Origin of the sequence: Pseudomonas sp. 15A4 (genome assembly GCF_016925575.1) — a bacterium.
Classification (GTDB): Bacteria; Pseudomonadota; Gammaproteobacteria; order Pseudomonadales; family Pseudomonadaceae; genus Aquipseudomonas.
In genome coordinates this window covers 2,249,865-2,271,209 of the sequence record NZ_CP068986.1, presented here as the reverse complement: position 1 = coordinate 2,271,209, position 21,345 = coordinate 2,249,865, and the positions used below count along the sequence as shown (strand labels likewise).

The 21,345-nt window shown below is 61.1% G+C and carries 17 protein-coding genes, 1 tRNA gene and 2 pseudogenes; 11 read left to right on the top strand and 9 right to left on the bottom strand.

Annotated features, from left to right (window positions below; all coding sequences use genetic code 11):
- Window positions 1-7: 7 nt before the first annotated feature.
- The 9 genes and pseudogenes from JN403_RS10215 (at window position 8) to JN403_RS10175 (ending at window position 11,963) form a co-directional block, all read left to right on the top strand.
- Window positions 8-733: an urea amidolyase associated protein UAAP1 gene (locus JN403_RS10215; RefSeq protein WP_205486889.1), complete on the top strand. Its 726-nt coding sequence runs from the start codon at window positions 8-10 to the stop codon at window positions 731-733.
- A 10-nt stretch (window positions 734-743) separates the two neighbouring features.
- Window positions 744-1,366 (top strand): annotated as a pseudogene (locus JN403_RS10210) (urea amidolyase associated protein UAAP2).
- 128 nt (window positions 1,367-1,494) lie between these two features.
- Window positions 1,495-5,147, top strand: a pseudogene (uca, locus tag JN403_RS10205) (urea carboxylase).
- Between the two features lie 171 nt (window positions 5,148-5,318).
- The gene (locus JN403_RS10200) at window positions 5,319-8,711 is read left to right on the top strand and encodes a DUF6543 domain-containing protein (RefSeq protein ID WP_205486888.1); all 3,393 of its coding nucleotides are present in this window, start codon (window positions 5,319-5,321) and stop codon (window positions 8,709-8,711) included.
- A gap of 81 nt (window positions 8,712-8,792) precedes the next feature.
- Window positions 8,793-9,011: a cysteine-rich CWC family protein gene (locus JN403_RS10195; RefSeq protein ID WP_122536037.1), complete on the top strand. Its 219-nt coding sequence runs from the start codon at window positions 8,793-8,795 to the stop codon at window positions 9,009-9,011.
- Window positions 9,001-9,693 (top strand): pseudouridine synthase, encoded by a 693-nt coding sequence (locus JN403_RS10190; protein WP_205486887.1) that lies wholly within the window; start codon window positions 9,001-9,003, stop codon window positions 9,691-9,693. The genes JN403_RS10195 and JN403_RS10190 overlap by 11 nt, the downstream gene beginning before the upstream one ends.
- Window positions 9,694-9,776: 83 nt before the next feature.
- Entirely contained in the window at window positions 9,777-10,661 is an 885-nt protein-coding gene (locus JN403_RS10185; RefSeq protein WP_205486886.1) for an alpha/beta hydrolase, read from the top strand.
- A 184-nt stretch (window positions 10,662-10,845) separates the two neighbouring features.
- Window positions 10,846-10,919 (top strand) — tRNA-Gly (locus JN403_RS10180).
- A 234-nt stretch (window positions 10,920-11,153) separates the two neighbouring features.
- Complete coding sequence (locus JN403_RS10175; protein ID WP_122622397.1) at window positions 11,154-11,963, top strand: EAL domain-containing protein; 810 nt, start codon at window positions 11,154-11,156, stop codon at window positions 11,961-11,963.
- An 89-nt stretch (window positions 11,964-12,052) separates the two neighbouring features.
- Here the strand turns inward: JN403_RS10175 and JN403_RS10170 are convergent, their stop codons facing one another.
- The 3 genes from JN403_RS10170 to JN403_RS10160 all read right to left on the bottom strand — a co-directional run bounded on the left by JN403_RS10170 (window position 12,053) and on the right by JN403_RS10160 (window position 14,165).
- Window positions 12,053-12,790, bottom strand: a complete 738-nt coding sequence (locus JN403_RS10170; RefSeq protein WP_205486885.1) for an alpha/beta hydrolase — start codon at window positions 12,788-12,790, stop codon at window positions 12,053-12,055.
- Between the two features lie 444 nt (window positions 12,791-13,234).
- Window positions 13,235-13,711: a hemerythrin domain-containing protein gene (locus tag JN403_RS10165; RefSeq protein WP_205486884.1), complete on the bottom strand. Its 477-nt coding sequence runs from the start codon at window positions 13,709-13,711 to the stop codon at window positions 13,235-13,237.
- A 256-nt stretch (window positions 13,712-13,967) separates the two neighbouring features.
- Window positions 13,968-14,165 (bottom strand): SPOR domain-containing protein, encoded by a 198-nt coding sequence (locus tag JN403_RS10160; protein WP_205486883.1) that lies wholly within the window; start codon window positions 14,163-14,165, stop codon window positions 13,968-13,970.
- Window positions 14,166-14,375: 210 nt separating this feature from the next.
- Between JN403_RS10160 and JN403_RS10155 the strand changes: the two genes are divergently transcribed.
- Complete coding sequence (locus tag JN403_RS10155; protein ID WP_205486882.1) at window positions 14,376-15,410, top strand: DUF4917 family protein; 1,035 nt, start codon at window positions 14,376-14,378, stop codon at window positions 15,408-15,410.
- 3 nt (window positions 15,411-15,413) lie between these two features.
- Here JN403_RS10155 and JN403_RS10150 read toward each other — a convergent pair whose 3' ends face one another.
- Window positions 15,414-15,857: a DUF2442 domain-containing protein gene (locus tag JN403_RS10150; protein WP_205486881.1), complete on the bottom strand. Its 444-nt coding sequence runs from the start codon at window positions 15,855-15,857 to the stop codon at window positions 15,414-15,416.
- A gap of 357 nt (window positions 15,858-16,214) precedes the next feature.
- The gene (locus tag JN403_RS10140) at window positions 16,215-16,445 is read right to left on the bottom strand and encodes a hypothetical protein (protein WP_205486880.1); all 231 of its coding nucleotides are present in this window, start codon (window positions 16,443-16,445) and stop codon (window positions 16,215-16,217) included.
- 323 nt (window positions 16,446-16,768) lie between these two features.
- On the opposite strand from JN403_RS10140, the gene JN403_RS10135 reads away from it, so the two are divergent.
- Window positions 16,769-17,668 carry a DMT family transporter gene (locus tag JN403_RS10135; RefSeq protein WP_205486879.1) on the top strand — a complete coding sequence of 300 codons (900 nt, stop codon included), beginning with the start codon at window positions 16,769-16,771 and terminating at the stop codon, window positions 17,666-17,668.
- Here JN403_RS10135 and JN403_RS10130 read toward each other — a convergent pair.
- The 4 genes from JN403_RS10130 to JN403_RS10115 form a co-directional block, all read right to left on the bottom strand.
- Window positions 17,665-18,882, bottom strand: a complete 1,218-nt coding sequence (locus JN403_RS10130; RefSeq protein ID WP_205486878.1) for an SAM-dependent methyltransferase — start codon at window positions 18,880-18,882, stop codon at window positions 17,665-17,667. The two genes, JN403_RS10135 and JN403_RS10130, sit on opposite strands and share 4 nt — an antisense overlap.
- 141 nt (window positions 18,883-19,023) lie before the next feature.
- Window positions 19,024-19,641 (bottom strand): TPM domain-containing protein, encoded by a 618-nt coding sequence (locus tag JN403_RS10125; RefSeq protein WP_205486877.1) that lies wholly within the window; start codon window positions 19,639-19,641, stop codon window positions 19,024-19,026.
- A 27-nt stretch (window positions 19,642-19,668) separates the two neighbouring features.
- Window positions 19,669-20,403: a TPM domain-containing protein gene (locus tag JN403_RS10120; protein ID WP_240356951.1), complete on the bottom strand. Its 735-nt coding sequence runs from the start codon at window positions 20,401-20,403 to the stop codon at window positions 19,669-19,671.
- Window positions 20,404-20,444: 41 nt separating this feature from the next.
- Entirely contained in the window at window positions 20,445-21,068 is a 624-nt protein-coding gene (locus JN403_RS10115) for a LemA family protein (protein ID WP_205486876.1), read from the bottom strand.
- Between the last annotated feature and the right edge of the window lie 277 nt (window positions 21,069-21,345).

Genomic DNA, 21,345 nt, shown 5'->3' with positions numbered 1-21,345 from the left:
ATTGCCCATGACTGATTCAACCACGCTGTTTCCCGTGTTCGCCGAAGAGCTGCTACCCGGTGGCGGCCACCTGTCGTTCGTGCTCAAACGGGGCGAACTGCTGCGCCTGACCGACCTGAATGGCAACGCCAACGTCAGCCTGACGATGTTCAACGCCCACGAAAAAACCGAGCGGCTGAACCTGCCCGACAGCCTCAAGTGCCAGCACACCGCCAAGCTCACCAGCGGCCATTGTCTGTATTCGGACATGGGCCGCGTGCTGGCGGCGATCACCGCCGACACCTGCGGCTGGAGCGACAGCATCGGCGGCGTGCTGTGCGCCGAAGAGGTCACCGAGAAATACGGCCAGGGCCGCTATCAGGAACTGCGCAACGGCTTCTTCCGCAACGGCGCCGACAACCTGCTGGTGGAGATGGGCAAGTGGGGCCTGGGCCTGTCGGATCTGTTGATGACGCTGAACCTGTTCAGCCGGGTCAACGTCGACGATCACGGCGCGCTGGCCTTCGTCCCGGGCAACTCAAAAGCGGGCGACAGCATCGAGCTGTACGCGCCGATGGACACGCTGGTCGTGATGACCGCCCTGCAACACCCGATGGACCCCAACCCCGAGTACGCACCGCAGCCGGTCCAGCTGAGCTGGATGAAGGCCGACCCCAGCGTCGCCGAGCACTGCCGCACGTCCCGCGAAGAAAATGTGCGCGGTTTCATCAACACCGATCGCCTGTTCGCCTGAGGAGGCCAGTATGACCAGCACCATGACCTCTGCCCCCGTTTCCATCACCCATATCCCGGCAGGCGAGCCATCGCTGACCGAACTCAAGGCCGGGCAAACCCTGCGCCTGCTCGATCTAGAAGGCAATCAGGCGGTCGACACGCTGTTCTACAGCCTCGCCAACCCCCGCGAACGCTATGACGTACAACGCACGCTGCGCCGCCAGAACAACGTTTACCTGAGCAAGGGCAGCGTCCTTTATTCGAACCTGGGCAAGCCGATGCTGACCATCGTCGAAGACACCTGCGGCCGCCACGACACCCTCGGCGGCGCCTGCGCCCAAGAGAGCAACACCGTGCGTTATGCGCTGGAAAAAAGCACATGCACAGCTGCCGCGACAGCTTCCTGCGCGCCTGCATCCATGACGGCCGGCTGGGCAAGCGTGACATTAGCCCGAACATCAATTTCTTCATGAACGTCCCGGTCACGGCGGACGGCGGGCTGACCTTCGAGGACGGCATTTCCGGCGCCGGCAAGTACGTTGAACTACGCGCCGAGATGGACGTGATCGTGCTGATTTCCAACTGTCCTCAGCTGAACAACCCGTGCAACGGCTACAACCCGACCCCGGCAGAACTCCTGGTCTGGGACTGACCGCTGACCACAGTTTCAAGGGTTCAAGGCTTCGGCGCGAGGGACGGCCTTCGTGCAACGCGTACCACAGCGGGACGGCCCGCTACCCAGTGAGGGATTGATCGCTGTCGGTCCCCGGGGTCTATGCCATGTTCGACAAACTGCTGATTGCCAACCGCGGCGCCATTGCCTGCCGCATCCTGCGTACCCTTCGCGACCTGCAGGTCGGCGGCGTCGCGGTGTACGCCGAAGCGGACGCTGCCAGTCTGCACATCCTGCAAGCCGACGAAGCCCACAGTCTGGGTGACGGTGGCGCCGCCGGCACGTATCTGGCGGTGGACAAAATACTCGCCATCGCTCAATCCGCGGGCGCCAAAGCAATCCACCCGGGTTACGGTTTCCTGTCGGAGAACGCGGCCTTCGCCCAGGCCTGTGAAGACGCCGGGATCGCCTTCGTCGGCCCGACGCCCGAGCAACTGCGGGTCTTCGGCCTCAAGCACACCGCTCGCGCGCTCGCGAAACAGCACGGCGTGCCGATGCTTGAAGGCACCGAATTGCTGGACAGCGTGGACGCCGCATTGAGCGCTGCTGAAACCATCGGCTACCCGGTCATGCTGAAAAGCACGGCCGGCGGCGGCGGCATCGGCATGCGCGTGTGCCGCAGCGCCAGCGAACTGAGCGAGTCGTTCGAGGCCGTCAAGCGGCTGGGCCAGAACAACTTCAGCGACGCCGGCGTGTTCATCGAGAAGTACATCCAGCGCGCCCGCCATCTGGAAGTGCAGGTGTTCGGCGACGGTTGTGGCGAAGTGATCGCCCTCGGCGTGCGCGACTGTTCGGTGCAGCGTCGCAATCAGAAAGTCTTCGAAGAAACCCCCGCGCCGAACCTGCCCGCTGGCATGGCCGATGAGCTGTGCGCCGCGGCGATCAAGCTGGCGAAAGCGGTCAACTACCGCAGCGCTGGCACCGTGGAGTTCGTCTTCGACAGCGACGATCAGCGCTTCTACTTTTGGAAGTGAACACCCGTTTGCAGGTCGAGCACGGCGTGACCGAGCAGGTCTGGGGCGTGGACCTGGTGAGCTGGATGATTCAGCTGGCGGCCGGCGATCTGCCGCCGCTCGTTGAATTGCGCGTGGGTTTACAGCCTGTCGGCCACGCGATTCAGGCGCGGTTGTACGCAGAAGACCCGGGCCGGGATTTTCAGCCCAGCCCCGGCTTGCTGACCTCGGTGCACTTTCCTGCCGCCGACGGCAAACGCCTGCGCATCGACACGTGGGTCGAGGCCGGGTGCGAGATTCCGCCGTTTTTCGATCCGATGATCGCCAAGGTCATCAGTTGGGCGCCGGACAGGGCGTCAGCCAGTGACGGTCTGGCCCAGGCCTTGGGTGAGACGCGGCTCTACGGCATCGAGACCAATCGTGACTACTTGCGCCAGATCATTGCAGATGCGCCGTTCGCCAGCGGTCAGCCGTGGACGCGGTGCCTTGAGGGGCTGAGCTATCGCGCCGACACGTTCGAGGTGCTGAGCGGCGGCACACAGACCACCGTTCAGGATTACCCGGGGCGTCTGGGTTATTGGGCAGTGGGCGTGCCGCCGTCCGGACCGATGGACAGCCGATCGTTGCGCCTGGGCAATGCTCTGGTGGGTAACGCTGAAGGCTGCGCCGCGCTGGAAATCACCATGACCGGGCCGACCCTGCGCTTCAACACCGAGGCGGTCATCGCCGTGACGGGCGCGGTCATTCCGCTGACGCTGAATGGCGACGTGCAGCCGATGAATCAGTCTGTGCTCGTTTCAGCCGGCTCGACGCTGGCCCTCGGCACCATCGCTGGCGCCGGTGCCCGCAGTTATCTGTGCGTGCGGGGCGGGCTGGACGTGCCGGATTATCTGGGCAGCAAGAGCACATTCACGCTGGGCCAGTTTGGCGGGCATGGCGGGCGGGCGTTGCGCGCAGGGGACGTGCTGCATGTAGCGCCGTTGGTGGACCGCCGCGCAGGTGAACAGTTGGCGCCAGCGCAGATCGTCGAGCTGCCGTCAGTGCGAGACATTCGGGTGATCTACGGCCCCCACGCCGCGCCGGAATATTTCACTGAGCGCTACATCGAGACCTTCTTTGCCACCGACTGGGAAGTGCATTTCAACTCCAGCCGCACGGGCGTGCGCCTGATCGGGCCGAAACCTGAATGGGTGCGCGCCGACGGCGGCGAAGCGGGTCTGCACCCGTCGAACATTCACGACAATCCGTACGCCATCGGCGCGGTGGATTTCACCGGGGACATGCCGGTGATTCTTGGGCCGGACGGGCCGAGCCTGGGCGGTTTTGTCTGCCCGGTAACGATCATCGAGGCGGATCTGTGGCAGTTGGGGCAGCTCAAGGCCGGGGACAAGGTGCGGTTTTATCCGGTGAGCGTCGAAGCGGCCCGCTCGCTGAAACTGAACACCGATCTGGGTAGGAGTGAGCTTGGTCGCGAAGAGGTCGGTACATCCGATGAATATGTAGCGACTCGACCAGAGTCTTCGCGAGCAAGCTCACTCCTACAGGGTTTAGTGTTGACCTCGCCTGTTGTGCTCGACATCGGCAAGGACGACACACGTCTGGTTGCCCGTCTTTCTGGCGACACCCATCTGTTGCTGGAAATCGGCGCGGCGGAACTGGACCTGGTGCTGCGCTTCCGGGGCCATGCGCTGATGCAGGCGCTGGAAAGCAAACAGCTGACCGGGGTGATTGACCTGACGCCAGGCATTCGTTCGCTGCAGGTGCATTACCAGCCCGAACAACTGCCGCTGAAAACGCTGCTCGAGGTGGTCGCCGGCGAGTGGGACGGCGTCTGCGCCAGCAAGAATCTGGAGGTGCCGTCGCGCATCGTTCATCTGCCGTTGTCCTGGGACGATCCGGCCTGTCAGTTGGCCATCGAAAAGTACATGACCACCGTGCGCAAGGACGCGCCGTGGTGCCCGAGCAACCTGGAATTCATCCGCCGCATCAACGACCTGCCGAACCTCGACGAGGTGCACCGCACCGTCTTCGACGCCAGCTATCTGGTGATGGGGCTGGGCGACGTCTACCTCGGCGCGCCGGTCGCCACGCCGCTGGATCCCCGGCATCGGCTGGTCACCACCAAATACAACCCGGCGCGGACCTGGACCGCTGAAAACTCGGTCGGCATCGGCGGCGCGTACATGTGCGTCTACGGCATGGAAGGCCCGGGCGGTTATCAGTTCGTGGGCCGCACGTTGCAGATGTGGAACCGCTATCGCGCGGTGGCGGCGTTCGATGGCAAACCGTGGCTGCTGCGGTTTTTCGACCAGATCCGTTTCTATCCTGTCAGTGCCGACGAGTTGCTGACCATCCGCCGCGATTTCCCCCTCGGTCGATACCCACTGCAGATCGAGCACAGCACGCTCAATCTGACCGAGTACCAAGCCTTTCTGGCCGATGAAGCGCAGAGCATCGCAGCATTCCGCACTCAGCAGCAAAGCGCGTTCAGCGCCGAGCGCGAGCGCTGGATCGCCAACGGCCAGGCCTCGTTCGAGAGCGACGAAGCGGTGGCCGAAGCCACGGAAGAAGCCCCGCTGCAAAACGGGCAGACCAGCATCGACAGCCACATTGCCGGTAATCTCTGGCAGGTGCAGGTCAGCGTCGGTCAGCGCGTCGAGGCGGGGGAAACGCTGGTGATTCTGGAGTCGATGAAAATGGAAATCCCGCTGCTGGCGCCCCACGCCGGTGTGGTCAGCGACGTACGCGTACAACCCGGCTCGGCGGTGCGCGCCGGGCAACGGGTGGTCGTGCTGGACGTCGACTGATTGGCGCTTGATGTTCCTTGCAGCTTGCAGCTTGCAGCTTGCGGCTTGCGGCTTAACGCTTGCAGCTTTCATACAGGCATCAGACGCGGTGGCATACGCGATACATAGTTACCGCCATTGCAACCCGGCATCGCGCCATAGTGGGCACCTTTCCACGTGGCGCGATTTTCCATGAACGACCCCAGCAGCTCCGATTCCGCGAGTGGCCTTGATCTCCTTTCCAATGACACCCTGCCCCATGGCAGCGCGTTCAGCGTTTCGCCGTTCGCGGAGGACATGCGGCCGGCAGAATCCCTGAAGCCCACCGCGGCAGCGCCCGCCGAACCTCACGCGCTGAACCACAAAAGATTGATGCGCCAGGCCATCAGTCCGGTTGCCGAATTGTTGTACGGGTCGGTCTGGGTACTGAAAGCCTGGCAACTGGATCTCGAGTTTCCGCCCTCGATCGTCCACCATCTGGACCAGCGGCTGGAGGAAACGCTGCAGGCCAGATTTGGCGCACCCATTGACCTTGATGAGCTGCACATCAGTTTCAGCACCGCGCTGGAGCCGGCCGTGGAAACAGACGGTCGGGAGCGGTTCGAGCTGCGCCTGACGTTACGCGAGCTGGGCCGGGAGACCCTGAACCCGCTCGGATTTTTCGCCCTTAAACGCTGCGCCGAGGCTGATCGCCCGCTGTCGGCCTCGACGCCCGCCCTGACCGTCTCGGCGTTTTTCGAGCTCCTCATTGAAGCGCGATGGACGCTGGAACACCAGCAGATGCGGCGTGAGTTCTGGGAGCAACACGGCGACACATGGGAGATGCTCGCCAGGCTGGCGTTTCTAGACGGTCTGACCCGTCTGCAGTCGCGCAAGCGGATCGATAACGACGGCCATCTACTGGCGCTGGATGCGCTGGGCCTCACACGTTTCCCGCCAAGTCTCCAGGACCTGCAGTCGGCGGGGCCGCCGGTACGCTCGGTCGTGCGCGGGCTGGCGCTGAACGGCGAGATCATCCCCGGTATCTTCCATGTACGTTCCAACACCACGGGGCATTGCTATGTCCATGTGCTGGGCAGCGCGCCCCTTTGCCATGAGTACATCAGCGATGACGCGCCCTGGAAGGCGGACAAGGTGCTGGAGGCGATCAACGCATCGGCCTGGCATCGGCTGAATCTCTCCCTCGATGGCGTGCACACCCTCCTCACGCTGGCGGCGCCTTCGGACGGCGTGTTCACTCAACTGCGCGTTGCCCAGCAACGCTTTTGCGCTGCACGACTGAGCGGCATCGATGCGGTTGAATCACCTGCCGCATTTATCGACGACGACCACTGCGCTCTCATGCCCATCGAGCCAGCGATGGCATTGGTCAGCGCCCTCGATTACTGGCAGCACCATGAGCCGCTGCTGACGCGAATCCCTACGCCCCTCGGGGTTGCGAACCGGCTCATGGGCCAGTGGCTGAGGCAGATGTGTCCCCGGCTCAAGCCAGTCGCGTTGAAGCAAATGCACACGCTGATCACGGACCCGCAGCGGGTGTTCATCCGCTACTTGCCCGGCACATCGAGGACGCCCTGGGGTCATCCGCGGATTGCGGCGGGCAACGTGATCGTCACGCCGGATGAAGCGCCCGTCACCCTGGCTCAGGCACTGATAAGCCGGTTCAGGGCGCTTCGGCCTCAGGGGTACGATGACGAAGGCGGTCGCTGGGTCGTCTACGCCGACCCTAGCGGCAACGGTACATGGTCGCCCGAGGCGGAGCTGAATATCAGCGCGATTGGCGTCGAGGCATACATTCAGGGCATCGACTTTCTCGAACTGATGCAGCGCCAACTTGACCGGTTCTGGCAACAGCAACGCGCTGACGTCGAGCGCGCGCTCTGGTCGACGTTCGTTAGCCAGGCGCTGCTGGCCTTGAAAAGCGGTGAACTGCCCAGGGACAGTTTCCAGCGGGTCATCGATGCCGTCGAGCAGGCTCAGCAGGGGCATCTGCCCGAGACGCGGCCTTTGAGAACAGCTCCCGTCCGCTGGAGCGCTGCGGGCTTTTACGTGAGCAACGGCCTGCCCCTCAGTGCTGACTGCCCTCCCTGCGTCGGCTTGCTGATGATCACCACTCCCGGCCGAGACGACGGCGTGCTGTATCAGGCCGGGCAGTCCACGCCCTTCGTGCCATTCAGCAATCGTCAGCAGCTCATCGATCATCTGACTGCTGCAGCCGCCAACCCTGCCTGGCGCGAGACCGTGCTCAATTACATGCCGCGCCGTTTTCACGCCAGGCTCGGTTATGTCCTCGAGCTGTGGGGCGGGGTCCGCTCGCCGGCCGAACCGGTGTCGATCCTGCGTCCCTGGACCGAGCCGCTCTACAGCCCGGACACCCATGCCGCCCGACAACATCATCTAAGCGAGCAGGAAGTGGCCGGCTCGCCCATGGGATTCATCTGTGAGGGCCTGCGTCTTAACAGCCAGTACGACGCCGAGGACAGCATCGTGACCGACCGCGAGCAGGCACTCGGCGCCTGGATTCAACACCTCAATCGCCTGCAACTGTTATTGGCACCCATGGCGCTCGTGCTGCCGGCGGCCTCCGTTGCGGCGCTGACGGCCAGCGCGGCCAGCGTTGCGCTGGGCATTCAGGCCGCCAACCTCCCCGGCGACCGTCAGGAGGAACGGCGCCAGGTGATGTTCGCCATTCTGTCTCTGGGGCTGTTGCACATGGCACCGGCCACGCCACGACTTTTTCAGGCGTTCCGCAAACTCGCAGCGCCTGCCACAGCACTGGGCCGAGGGCTGAGTCGAGTGCAGGCCGCTCTGCCAGCCCGCAGTTTCGGCGACTGGCTGCGCAGGGCGACCCACCCACGCAAAACGCTGCTCAAGCCATTCTTCAACGGAGCGGGCCTGATGAAGACGTGGAGCGTGGCGGGTAATGCCGAATTCGGCACGTCGTCGGTTCAAGTGTGGAAGCTGGGGCGCAAATTTCTGCTGTGGACATCGGACCGGACCCAGGCACGCACCCTGGTCGTCAGCAGCCACGGCTACTACTTGCCATGGACGCGCACGACGGCCATTCCCAACGGCACCGAACTGCGAACCTACGCCCCTCACGGTCACGAGCTGGTCGACCCGATGCTGCACCGGATCGCCAGCCAGTCGGTCCGGCCTTACGCAACGTTGAACACGGCGCAGCCTATGCCCGGTCCGGGCGTCGGGCCTTTTCCCGACATGCTGGCCCGGGACACGCTGATGGCCGGCACGTCGTTGCCGGGGCGCATCAAGAACTACACGCTGGCGAAATTTCAGAGCGAGCACTATGAGAGTTATCGGGACATCAGCCAGGTCGTGCGCAACAGTCACCAACCTCTGTTACCGAGCCCACTCCCTGCAACGCCCATGGATGTGCTGACCGTGCGCAACCGGTTCGGTATGGCCAACCCGACCCTGCAGGACCTGTTCGGTGAGCTGCATCGACAAGGTATTCATTACGACAACATCCTGCTGGTGCATTGCCGCTGTCCTGCCGTGGGATCGATGCTGGGGCGCTCTCCCTCTTTTGTGGCACCCAGGGGCCCATCGCCGATCACCCCGTAGGCGCGTTGCGCGACAGCACATGCTCATGGCGTGAGACAAGGCGGCGCGCTAGCATTGGCGACCTTCAAAGACCGCGCCTACATGGACACCCACATCATCGACACCAGCATTTGCCCTGTTTGCGGCGCCAGTAACCGCTGCACCCTGGCTGATCCGCGCACAGTGGACCAGGCCTGCTGGTGTTTTACCGCCGAGATCGACCCGGCGGTATTGGCAGCGCTACCCGAAGAGGTCCGTGGACAGGCATGTCTTTGCCCGCAATGCGCAGGCGTCGAGGCGAAGCGTCGCGATGCGTCTTGACCGTTTCCTCAGCAACCTGCCGCGCTTCAGCCGCAAAGAGGTACGACTGGCGCTGATCGCAGGCCGCGTGCAGGTCGACGGGTTGCCGGTAAAAAACCCGCTGCATGAGGTCCGCGAATTCAGCCAGGTGCGGCTCGATGAAGAAGTCCTTCAGCACGGCAAACCCGCCCGGTATTTCATGCTGCACAAACCTCCGGGCTGCGTCAGCGCAACCGTCGATCCGCAGCACCCCACCGTGCTCGACCTGCTGGATGAACCCGACAAGGACGATCTTCACATTGCCGGCCGTCTGGATTTCAACACGTCCGGGCTCATGCTCATTACCAATGACGGCCACTGGTCGCGCCGTCTGACGCAGCCAACCACCAAGCTGGCGAAGGTCTATTGCGTCGAAACCGAAGACGACATCGGCGCGAACTACGTCGAAAAATTTGCTGAGGGATTTTATTTCGCGTTTGAAGACCTGATGACACAGCCCGCCGAGCTGACGATTCTGGACAGTCATCGCGCCCGGTTGAGCATCCTCGAAGGCCGCTACCACCAGGTCAAACGCATGTTCGGCCACTTCAACAACAAGGTGACCCGGCTGCACCGCGAAAGCATGGGGCCACTGGTGCTCGACTCCGCACTGGCGCCTGGACAATACAGGGCGCTGAGTGCCGACGAAGTCGCGTTGATCTGAAACCTGCGTCACATTGCCTACCTGTCACGAAACCCGTGCAACGTGTCTCTGAGCACCCCGTTTTTTCGTCAGGAGACATGGAGATGAAGCCAGAAATCGCTGTGCTGGATATCCAGGGCCAGTTCCGGGTTTACACGGAGCTCTACCGCGCAGACGCCGCCGAGAAGACCATCATTCTGGTCAACGGCTCGCTCGCCACGACCACCTCCTTCGCCCAGACCGTGCGCAACTTGCATCCGCAATTCAACGTCGTGCTGTACGACCCGCCTTACGCCGGCAAATCAAAACCCCACAATGCCCATGAACGCCCCCTGACCAAAGAGCTTGAAGGCCAACTGCTGCTGGAGCTCATCGACCATTTCAACGCCGAACTCCTGATGTCGTTCTCATGGGGCGGCGCGGCAGCGCTGGTCGCCCTGGCCCACCGGCCCAAACGCATCGAAAAGGCAGTCATCAGCTCGTTCTCCCCCGTCATCAGCGACCCTCTGCGCGACTACCTCGAGCGCGGCCGGCAACACTTCGGCACTTACAACCGCCATGGCGTCGGGGAGTTGCTCAACAGCACCCTGGGCAAACACCTGCCCACGCTGTTCAAGCGCTACAACCACAAGCACGTCAGCTCCCTGGATGCGCATGAGTACGCGCAGATGCACCACCACATCGATCATGTGCTGGACGCGAGCAATCACCCGCAGATGAAAGCGGCCAAGCGCATCAATGTGCCGGTGTTGTTCATGAATGGCGCATGGGACGAATACACCTCGGCTGCCGACGCCCGGCACTTCGCCCACTACATTCGCGACTGCCATTTCAGCACCCTTCAGGATGCCGGGCACTTTCTGGACATGGAGAACAAGGCCGCGTGCCTGGCATCGAAAGAGGCGCTGCACGGGTTTCTGACGCCCACGCCTGAACCCCGCCGCGTTCATTACAGAACGGGTCAGTTGCAACAGGCGTTTGCGGTGTGATTGGACTGGGCAATGCAAGAGCAGAAGACGGGGAGGGAATGGTCTGCTGCAGACCCTGATGAGCGCTATTGGACAGCGAATCAGGGGTGGACGAGATGGCATTGGGTCGGTGCGGCATATAACGCTTCAATTAACACGCAGCATCTGGTACAAAGTCAGCCGCGCCAAAGGCGTCGATTTAAAAGCGGGTATAGTTTAGTGGTAAAACGAAAGCTTCCCAAGCTTTAGTTGAGGGTTCGATTCCCTCTACCCGCTCCATCTCCCCCAGTGTTTACGGGCCTTCCAGCCGCCCTCCCCCTCTGAATCAACCTTGGTTCTTGCCCTCGATTTCAAAGACCGGGCCAGACCTCCCCCTCTCAGGCACCGATTTTCGTTACCGCTAATCCCCTGCTGCAAATCCGCACCACAGATTTCACGCCAACTGCCGATACAGAGAAACCTGTCGCTCGAAATCCACACATCGACCGACGAAACCTCAAGGCAGTGACGATCATGCAACATATCCCCTTGGCAACCTTCGAATCCATTGGCTGCGCTGAATGTCGAAATCTTGAAGGGCTGGGATTCGACTTCACCATGGCTTTCCAGCCTATTTTCAACGTCATCACGGGCGCGCCTTTTGCTTATGAGGCGCTGGTACGTGGCGTCAATGGCGAGTCGGCAGCGTTCATTCTGGGTCAGGTCAACGACGGCAACCGATACCGTTTCGATCAGGCGTGCCGGGTCAGGGCCATTGAGCTCGCTACCCGGTTGGGCCTGCCTGCGATTCCAGACTGCAAGCTGAGTATCAACTTCCTGCCCAAGGCGGTGTACCGGGCGGAAACCTGCATTCGTGCAACCCTTGAAGCGTCCCGGACGTTCGACTTCCCGGTGGACCGGCTCATGTTCGAAGTCACAGAAGGCGAGCGCGTCGAAGACCCGAATCATCTCAAGTCCATTTTTGAAGAGTACGCGCGGCAAGGTTTTACCACCGCTATCGATGACTTCGGATCAGGTTATTCCGGCCTGAACATGCTGGCGATGTTTCAGCCACAGGTCCTGAAAATCGACATGGCACTCACCCGTGACATCGACCGGGACACTGTACGCCAGGCGATTGTTGAAGGGATCGTGTTGGTGTCCAAGCGGCTTGGCATCACGGTCGTGGCCGAAGGCATCGAAACCCGCGAAGAGCGCGACGCCCTGTTGGATCTGGGTGTCGAGCTGATGCAGGGCTATCTGTTTGCCAAACCCATGGTGGGGCAATTGCAACCGATGCCGTTGGATCTGATCGCCGGCTCAGGTGTTGTCGAAGTGGCCTGATTCCCCAGGCAACCTTCGACGTTGCAGGGGTTACAAGTCGGTTGTGAAAGCGATACGTCAATCCGCCGCATGGGTGGCGGCCTGTTCGATCAACGCGGCCACCTCTTGGGGACGGGACTGGTACACCGAGTGACTGGCGCCTTTGATCTCGATGGTGTGGCTGTTGGCCCGCTTGGCGTACATGCGCTCAAGGTCCGGGTTGATGATCCGGTCTGCGCCGGCCACTGCGTACCAGCTCGGTTTGGTTTTCCACGCGGGCACGCCAGCGGGGTGGTGAACACCGATGCCGCGGTCGGCTCCTGAGAAATGGCCTCGAACTCAGCCTGAGCCTTGGGCAGGTCAGCCGCGAAGTCCGCCGGGTATAGCGCAGGGTCGAGGGACAGAAAGCCGTCGGCGGTTTTCTTCACCGCCTTGGTGGCGTTGGGGTAGAGCTTGCCGTTCTGCGCCTCGGTTTCACCCTGATCCAGCGCGTGGGCGGCGATGTACACCAAGCCCACGACGTGGGCGTCATTGCCGACATCCGTGATGATCGCGCCGCCATAACTGTGGCCGACCAGAATCGTCGGGCCGTCCTGCTGATCAACAATGCGCTTCACCGCCGTCACGTCATCGGCGAACGACGTCAGCGGGTGTTCAGCGATCGAGACGTTGTAGCCGTCCTTGCGCAGGATCTCGTAAACCGGCTTCCAGCCCGACCCGTTCACAAAGGCGCCGTGGACCAGCACGATGTTTTTGACCGGTGCAGCCTGAGCCGCATCGGCAACGCCCAGCGCCAGGGCGCCCGCCGTAAAAACGCTTAGCAGCAATGACGCGTTGATTCTGTTCATGGGGTGCTTCCTCGGTGTGCATTCATGGTCGGGGGCTTGGCCGAAATGGCCGAAGCCTGGCCCCGCATTTCGCTGTGACCATTGAATGCACTGCACGTATCTGCGGTGTGTCACCGAGTGGGAGCTTTCAGTCAGTACGTATCGGCAAGGGGTCTGGATACACAGGCATACAAAGCTAGCGTTTCCTTGTGGGGCCGGCTTCAGCCGACAAGAGGCAAGTGTGTTCGCCATTGGTTTTGCAGCGTGGCGGCTGACGCTTTCCCGGCTAAGGCCGGTCCCACAATGGAGTCCGCCGCCAGTCCTACTGAACGCACGCAATTCAAATGTGGGACTGGCTTCAGCCGGGAAGAGGCCCGTGAACGCCCCGCACCTCTCATCAGGTACTAGAAACCATCACCCACAAAAAAGCCCGGAAAACTCCGGGCTCGTTCATTCCATCAACGCTTACGCTGCAATGCTCGGCGACGACATGGACTTCTTGTATTCAGCCTTCATTGCTTCCATCTGCGCGCCAAGCTCTTCCAGCTTCTTCTTGCCCAGCAACTTTTCAGCCTGGGGGAACATTTCTTCCTCTTCTTCCTCGATGTGGTGCTCCAACAGCTCTTTGACCACTTTCACACGACCGGAAAACTCCGGGGTGGCAGGGTCGGTTTGCTTGAGGTCCGGCAGCACCAGGGCGTCAACGGTGCGGTGCTCTTCCTTGGCTTCGTAGTACATGATGTCCTGCTCTTTGCCGCCCGCCTCTTTAAACGCCGGATAGAGAATTTCTTCCTCGATCTTGGTATGGATGGTGATTTCCATCTCCAGTTTGGCCAGCAAGTCAGTGCGCTTTTTAACACCGCGCTCGGTGGACTCGCTCAGTTGGGTCAAGATGGCTTTTACGCGTTCATGGTCGGCTTTCAACAGTTCGATGGCGTTCATGTTGTTTCCTCTGGATCACGGTAAGCGGATCGATCTAAGTGCCGATCCTGCAGGTTCGTGATGAGAGTTGCATCGACCGTGCCGATATAGCCAGATATCGAAAAGCCTGGCGAATCAAGCAGTTAGAAGAATAGGGAAAATGCGAAATCGTGCAGGCTGCATGAAACTTCGCAAATGGATAGTGCAGTTCACGAGTTGCTATCCGGCCGATTGAGCTCCGGCAACACCAGAGCTCAAATGGCGAGGAGTCGTGTCATTAGTGCGCTTTGGCGGCAGGTGCTAACGCCGTCCGCTCTTGATAGGCCGGCAAGGAGGCTGCATAAGCCATGGCTTCTTCGCGCGTGGAGAACGAGCCTAATCGATCGTGGTGGGTGCAGACCCGCCAAGGTCCGTTATTGACGTTAATCACATCGTAGCCGTTGAAGTGCGTCTTGCTGAGCATCGCGGTGTGCATGGTGATCTCCCCTCATTCAAGAGAGTGTTGTGGGTTGTCGGATAAAACCTTACACCCGCCATTCACTCTATAGACGTTAGCGAGACCAGCGGTGCCCTGCCAAAAATGCTCGAAGCCGGGTTGCCGCGTTGACAATGCCGACCTGGGTTTCTATAAGTCCCCTCCGTTCTGGCGTCCGGTCAGTACCTGCTCACCTGAAAGCGAAGCGAGATGATGGAATTCACGGATTTTGATGCCGAACTGGCCGACTGGAACACGCTGCAAGCCGTTAATCCCTGCTCGGGATTGCTGCTGGGCAACGGCGCCAGTCTTGCCGTGTGGAAGAACTTTGCCTACGACTCGCTGTTCGAGCTGGCGCAGACCACGCGCAACAAACCCCTGAGCGCCACTGAGCTGGCGCTGTTCAAATCCATGGAAACGGAGAATTTCGAACCCGTGCTCAGCGGTCTGAAAGTCGCCATGCGGGTCAATGCCGCGCTGACCATCGGGTCGTCCTCGCCACGGAACCGTTACTTCGCGATCAAGGAAGCCCTGATTCATGGCATCCGTTCAGCGCATATCCCGTGGCGGCTGATGGAAGCGTCGACTGTCGGCAAAATCAATGAAGCTCTGAGCCAGTACCAGACGGTGTACTCCACCAACTACGACCTACTGGCGTACTGGGCAGCGATGCATGGCGCGCAGCCGTTCGATGATCTGTTCGACGATGACGCTGTGTTCAACCTGCACCGCACCGACAGCCACGCCACGCGCATTTTGTACCTGCATGGCGGCATGCACCTGGTGAAGAACTTCGATGGCACGGCGCGCAAGTTGCTGTCTTCGGAGAGCACGCTGCTGGGCAGTTTCGCGATCAACGCGCTGGAGGATGTGCCGCTGTTTGTCTGTGAGGGCCGTAGCGACGACAAGATGAAGATCATCCGCGGTTCGGACTATCTGTCGTTTTGCCACGCCCAACTGGCGCAGCATGAGGGCGCGCTATGCGTCTTCGGCCACTCGCTGGGCAAGCAGGATCGACACATTCTCAACGCCATTCTCCAGGCCCGTCCCAAGCGCATCGCCATCTCGGTATTGCCGCGCAGTGACGCGTTCATCCAGCACCAGAAACGCCGCTATAGCGAATTGTTTGAAGGGCAGAACATCGAGCTGACATTCTTCAACGCCGCTACCCACCCGCTGGGCGATCCGGCGCTTGCGGTGCCGGTGGCGCGATTGAAGGAAGCGTTGGAGTTGAAGAAGGGCTGAGGGTTAGCGCGGCGAGTGCTCATATTCCCAACCCCGACAGGCCAATGCCACGTGCTTGGGAATAAGTGCAGCACCGCTGCTGTAAGCAGTAATGGTTCGACGCGTAAAGCCCAGCTCGATGGCCGCTGCCGAGAGCGAAAGGTTGTTCTTTGCCATCCACTGTTTGAAGTCACGCGTCGGCATGACTTCACCGGCCTGCTCCAGCGCGAGCCGGTGAAGCGTCGACGCAGACAGCTCGATATCATTCCCCCACGACACGTCGAACCCCCAATCACCCACAGTCACCTGACTGAACAGCGTTTCATCCTTCAGTGGCACCAGCGCTTCAAATTGGTCGATGTAGGCCGACAAATCAACGGTATGACGCTTGCCGTTGTTCCAGTCGAGGATCAACGAGCGGCTGTTCGCGACAGGTTGCGCAGCGACGATGCGTAATTTGCTGGTCATGTCTCAAGTCCTCCGATTCTGCTCATACCAGATACGCCACAAGTCCCGGGTATGATTCCTGGCCCACTGCAGCGCTTCTTTCAGCGCCTTCCCCTCAGCGCCCCTGCCTAAGACCCTTAAACCGTCAATCTGCACGAGTGACTCCCCGTCAGGCGTCTGGACATGGAAATGGGGCGGGGCATGGTCGTCCGGATAGATTTTGATCTTCCAGTTGCGATTGTTATGTACGGTAGCCATGGCGGGATACTAGAGAAATTTTTTCCCCAGGACAAACTCTGCTGACAAAAACAAAAACCGGACCCTGCGAGGTCCGGTCTCCAGTCGCTCACCGCTTCGAATCTTCCCAGCCGCTGCCCTTTACTCGTTACCTTCCGACAACGCCCCCACCACCACTGCCCCACTCTGACTGTGTTTGCTTACGCTGGTGGCGACCGATTCGGTGGTCAGGCGCATGCTGCTGAGGGCGGCAAGCCGATCACTGCTCGTCGTGTGCACAACGCTGCCTGACCATTGAGCGGCCACCGTCGCCAGCCATGCGAAAAGGAATACCACGACACCCTGCAACGCCCATTTTCCGATACCCGACACGATGGTTCTCCTGGCTGAATTCGACGGCATCAATTTGACCTTCAAACTGTTGCAGGAACGTTGCATTCAACTTCTGCACCAACATTTGAGGCGATTGAGTGCTCGCCAGGAAAATCCTCGAAAACGGCAGTTCCACCCTTGACCGATTCCCGGCTGAAGCCGGTCCTACAAAAGCATCGCGGTCGGTTAGTAGGACCGGCTTCAGCCGGGAAGCTTTTGAAGTGTACGGACGATTCAGCGCGCATCTGTAAAGGGCCGCCACCCAGGTTCTGTGGCTGAATACCCGTGCGTTTCGCACCCACAAGAACAAGGCAAGACCCTCTATGTCCTCTCGTGAAAACACCGGCATGGCCCTCGGACTGATCGGCGTGGTGATCTTCAGTCTGACGCTGCCCATGACCCGCATCGTGGTGCAGGAGATTCATCCGTTGCTCAACGGGCTGGGCCGCGCCTTGTTTGCGGCGGTGCCGGCGGCGGCGTTGCTGCTGTGGCGCAGGGAAAAATGGCCGACCCGGGCTCAGTTCAAGGCCTTGATGGTGGTCGTGCTTGGGGTGATCGTCGGGTTCCCGGTGCTCTCGGCCTGGGCCATGAAAACCCTGCCTGCCTCCCACGGCGCACTGGTCAATGGCCTGCAACCGCTGCTGGTGGCCATCTACGCCGCATGGCTCTCCCACGAGCGCCCGTCGAAAGCCTTCTGGGCCTGCGCGGCCATGGGTAGCGTTCTGGTGTTGGGTTACGCGCTGATCAGCGGCGCCGGCAATCTTCAGGCCGGTGATGTGCTGATGGTCGCCGCAGTGGCGATTGGCGGGCTGGGTTATGCCGAAGGTGGCCGCCTGGCCAGGGAGATGGGTGGCTGGCAGGTGATCTGCTGGGCGCTGGTGATTTCAATCCCGGTGTTGGTCCTGCCCGTCAGCTATCTGGCGTGGCAGCACAAGGGCCCGATCTCGCCCGGCACCTGGTGGGCCTTCGGCTACGTGTCGCTGTTCTCGCAATTTATCGGATTCTTCGCCTGGTACGCCGGGCTGGCCATGGGCGGCATCGCGCGGGTCAGCCAGATTCAGTTGGTGCAGCTGTTCTTCACCATGGCCTTCTCGGCGCTGTTTTTCGGCGAGCACATTGACCCGACAACCTGGATCTTCGCCGCCGGTGTCGTGGTCGTGCTGGCCATCGGACGCAAAACGGCTGTGATTGCACCCAAGCCCGTCGCCGCCGCTCGCATTTAGCCGAGCAGGCCATCCGCCTGGAGCAAGCGCTCCAGGCACTGCTCCTGAATCCCGTAGAACACTTTCAGCTCCTGAATCTTCGCCAGCAATTCAGCAGGGTCCGCCGGGCTGGTGCGTTTGACCGCCAGGATCATCTTGTTCTTGTTGGTGTGCTCCAGCGAGATGAACTCGAAAACCTTGGTTTCATAGCCGCAGGCTTCCAGCAGCAGCGCGCGCAAGGCATCGGTGACCATCTCGGCCTGCTGGCCCATGTGCAAACCGTATTGCAGCATCGGCTTGAGCAGCGTCGGGCTCTGGATCTGCAGTCGGATCTGTTTGTGGCAGCACGGCGAGCACATGATGATCGAGGCGCCCGAGCGGATGCCGGTGTGAATCGCGTAATCGGTGGCGATGTCGCAGGCGTGCAAGGCGATCATCACGTCCAGTTCGCTGGGCGCCACCGAGCGCACGTCACCGCACTTGAACACCAGCCCCGGATGCTCAAGCCGCGCGGCAGCGTTGTTGCACAGCGTGACCATGTCTTCGCGCAGCTCGACGCCGGTGACGTTGCCTTCGGCCTGCAAGGTGTTGCGCAGGTAATCGTGGATGGCGAAGGTCAGATAGCCCTTGCCCGACCCGAAATCCGCAACCGTCAAAGGTCTGTCTAGCTTGATCGGCGAGGTCGCCAGCGCGTGGGAAAACACTTCGATGAACTTATTGATCTGCTTCCACTTGCGCGACATCGCCGGGATCAGCTCGTGCTGCTTGTTGGTCACGCCCAAATCGGTCAGGAACGGCCGGCTCAGTTCCAGATAGCGTTTTTTCTCGCGGTCATGCTCGGCGGTTGGGGCTTCGCGTTCTTGCTGGGCCTTGTTGCGGAACAGCGTGGTTTTGCCCTTCTTGCTGAATTCCAGCTGCACTTCATCGGTGAGCGACAGCAGATGAGCGTTCTTGAACGACTCGGGCAGCAGGCTGGCAATCAGCGTCTGCGCCTCGGCCAGTAGGTGATTCTTGGTGATGTCGCGGGTCTTGTAGCGATAGACGAAGGACAGGCAAGGCTGATCCTTGACCGTGACGGGCTTGATGATGACCCGCTGCAATTCCGCTTCACTTCCGACGTACTTGGCCAGCACCAGTTTGATCAGCGAGTTTTGCGTCAGGCAGGTGTCCAGCAGACTCAGGAACTGAGCGCGGTGGTCCTGCGCAGGAACGGTGGCGGGTGCGGTAACGGACATCGGAAAGCGCCTCGGGAGCGGAAATGCGAGGCGCTATTTTAGGCGGGTCGTAAGCAGTAGGTGCAATTAAATGACGCGGAGCGTCAGAAGAGGCATTCCCACGCGCAGCGCGGGGACGATCATATCGGCAGCCGTGAGGCTCTACTCCAACACCACCAACCGATTCGGCAACTCGTTGCGCGCCTGGGTCACGGGCACCTGCTCGCTCAGCACCTCGCCGCACGAACGGATGCACCCGACAAACCCCTCCAGAATCCGGCCATCCTTCACCTGCCGGGTAAAGGTCTCGACCATCGCGCGCCAGACTTCGTTATCGACGCGTCGGGCGATGCCATCGTCGACGATGATTTCGACGTAGCGCTCGGCCTCGCTGACGAAAATCAGCACGCCGGTGCCATTGGCGGTGGCATGAAGATTCTGTTCGAGAAACTGCCGACGGGCGAGATTACCCGCCCGCCAGTGCCGCACGCGAACAGGCACCAGCCGCGTGGTGACGCCAGGCAACCGGCACAGCAGCGCCACCACAATGAACGTGATGACCTGCACCAGCAGCAGATGATTAGCGTTGAGCCAGCCGGTCAGCAGATTGAGCAGCCCCGGCACGAGCAGCGCGATGACCCCGGCCCAGATCAGCGGCACGTAGGTGTAGTCGTCTGCACTGGTTGCCAGCACCGTCACCAGTTCCGCGTCGGTCTGACGCTCGACGGTTTCGATGGCGTGGGCAACCCGCTGCTGTTCGTCTTTATTGAGCAATGTCATGCACGTAAACCCTTCCTGAGCGAACAACTACCAGCCACCGGAGGCACCGCCCCCGCCAAAACCACCACCGCCACCGCGCATACCGCCCGAGCCCGAGCCGCCTGAGCCGAAGCCGCCAGAGCCGCCGGAACCAAACCCGCCAAACCCGCCGCCCCCGGAGCCGATGGAACGGCCTCGCCCGGAACGTGCGCTGATGTAACTGATGACCACGAACAGCACCAGAAACAGCAAGGTCACTTTCCAGTCGACACCCTCGTTCTCGCTCGCCGCTGCGCTGCCGGTGGCGCCGACTGCGGGTTCGGCAAGGGGATCGCCGCCGAGTACCTGGACCATCGCCTCGGTGCCTTTGGTGATACCGCCGACAAAATCGCCCTGTCGGAACGCCGGCGTGATGACCTGATTGATGATCACTGATGATTGCGCATCCGTCAGACGATCTTCCAGGCCGTAACCCACTTCGATGCGCACCTTGCGCTCGTCCCGGGCGACCACCAACAGAGCGCCGTTGTCCTTGCCCTTCTGGCCGATGCCCCAGTGACGACCGAGCTGATAGCCGTAGTCCTCAATGGTCGAGCCCTGCAGGTCAGGCAGCGTGACCACCACCACTTGCTCGGTGGTCAGCTCTTCGTGCGCGCGCAGCATCTGCTCGAGATGCTCTTTGCTCGGGCCATCGATCATCCCGGCGGTGTCGACGACACGCCCGGTCAGCGGCGGAAACGTGAGGTCGGCTTGCGCCCACTGGGTAAACACACCCACCGACATCGCCAGTAACGCGACCATCACTCCCCGGCGCGCGCGTCCCATCAGAACTTCACTTGTGGCGCTTTGTCAGCGTCAGCGGCAGTGGCTTCGAAGTTCGGACGCACCGGCAGATCGCTGTACATCACGGTATGCCACAGACGGCCCGGGAAGGTGCGGATCTCGGTGTTGTAACGCTCGACCGCCGTGATGAAATCGCGACGGGCCACCGCAATGCGGTTTTCCGTACCTTCAAGCTGGGATTGCAGCGCAAGGAAGTTCTGGTTGGATTTGAGATCCGGATACCGCTCCGAGACCACCATCAAACGGCTCAATGCGCCGGTCAGCTGACCCTGTGCATCCTGGAACTGCTTGAGTTTGGCCGGATCATTCAGGGTGCTGGCGTCCACCTGAATCGACGTCGCCTTGGCCCGCGCCTCAATAACGGCGGTCAGGGTGTCCTGCTCTTGCTTGGCGTAGCCCTTCACTGTTTCCACGAGGTTGGGGATCAAGTCTGCGCGGCGCTGATACTGGTTCTGCACTTGAGCCCAGGCGGCCTTCACCTGCTCGTCGTAGGTCGGAATGTTGTTGATTCCGCAGCCGGACAACAGTGTCGTCAGCAGCATCATCAACGCCAGTGACAATTTGTAACGACTGCCCCGGCTGTGGTCATAACGCTCTGTTCGCATGGCGTGCGTGCTCCCTGTACTCATCAATAGTTAGTCCTGTCAGTCATGACTTTAGCCAAACCGGACGATCCCCGGCATAATCGCGCCCCATCACGTTGTCAGGGCTCTGGATTGCCGGGCCACAATCAGATAAAACTCGTTGCGCTACTGATGCTCATATGAGACAGGAGTTCAGCGACGTTGCCGTCCTGATGACAATAAAAACCAAAGGTTCGACACCTATAACAATGGCTGACCGGTATTACGCGCGAGTTGCCGGCAACGCCTTGAGAAAACC

Excerpts from the sequence above, each read along its gene's own strand:
- JN403_RS10215 (WP_205486889.1), top strand. The coding sequence starts at position 8 with ATGACTGATTCAACCACGCTGTTTCCCGTGTTCGCCGAAGAGCTGCTA.
- JN403_RS10200 (WP_205486888.1), top strand. The coding sequence starts at position 5,319 with ATGAACGACCCCAGCAGCTCCGATTCCGCGAGTGGCCTTGATCTCCTT.
- JN403_RS10195 (WP_122536037.1), top strand. The coding sequence starts at position 8,793 with ATGGACACCCACATCATCGACACCAGCATTTGCCCTGTTTGCGGCGCC.
- JN403_RS10190 (WP_205486887.1), top strand. The coding sequence starts at position 9,001 with ATGCGTCTTGACCGTTTCCTCAGCAACCTGCCGCGCTTCAGCCGCAAA.
- JN403_RS10185 (WP_205486886.1), top strand. The coding sequence starts at position 9,777 with ATGAAGCCAGAAATCGCTGTGCTGGATATCCAGGGCCAGTTCCGGGTT.
- JN403_RS10175 (WP_122622397.1), top strand. The coding sequence starts at position 11,154 with ATGCAACATATCCCCTTGGCAACCTTCGAATCCATTGGCTGCGCTGAA.
- JN403_RS10170 (WP_205486885.1), bottom strand. The coding sequence starts at position 12,790 with ATGAACAGAATCAACGCGTCATTGCTGCTAAGCGTTTTTACGGCGGGC.
- JN403_RS10165 (WP_205486884.1), bottom strand. The coding sequence starts at position 13,711 with ATGAACGCCATCGAACTGTTGAAAGCCGACCATGAACGCGTAAAAGCC.
- JN403_RS10160 (WP_205486883.1), bottom strand. The coding sequence starts at position 14,165 with ATGCACACCGCGATGCTCAGCAAGACGCACTTCAACGGCTACGATGTG.
- JN403_RS10155 (WP_205486882.1), top strand. The coding sequence starts at position 14,376 with ATGATGGAATTCACGGATTTTGATGCCGAACTGGCCGACTGGAACACG.
- JN403_RS10150 (WP_205486881.1), bottom strand. The coding sequence starts at position 15,857 with ATGACCAGCAAATTACGCATCGTCGCTGCGCAACCTGTCGCGAACAGC.
- JN403_RS10135 (WP_205486879.1), top strand. The coding sequence starts at position 16,769 with ATGTCCTCTCGTGAAAACACCGGCATGGCCCTCGGACTGATCGGCGTG.
- JN403_RS10130 (WP_205486878.1), bottom strand. The coding sequence starts at position 18,882 with ATGTCCGTTACCGCACCCGCCACCGTTCCTGCGCAGGACCACCGCGCT.
- JN403_RS10125 (WP_205486877.1), bottom strand. The coding sequence starts at position 19,641 with ATGACATTGCTCAATAAAGACGAACAGCAGCGGGTTGCCCACGCCATC.
- JN403_RS10120 (WP_240356951.1), bottom strand. The coding sequence starts at position 20,403 with ATGTCGGTGGGTGTGTTTACCCAGTGGGCGCAAGCCGACCTCACGTTT.
- JN403_RS10115 (WP_205486876.1), bottom strand. The coding sequence starts at position 21,068 with ATGCGAACAGAGCGTTATGACCACAGCCGGGGCAGTCGTTACAAATTG.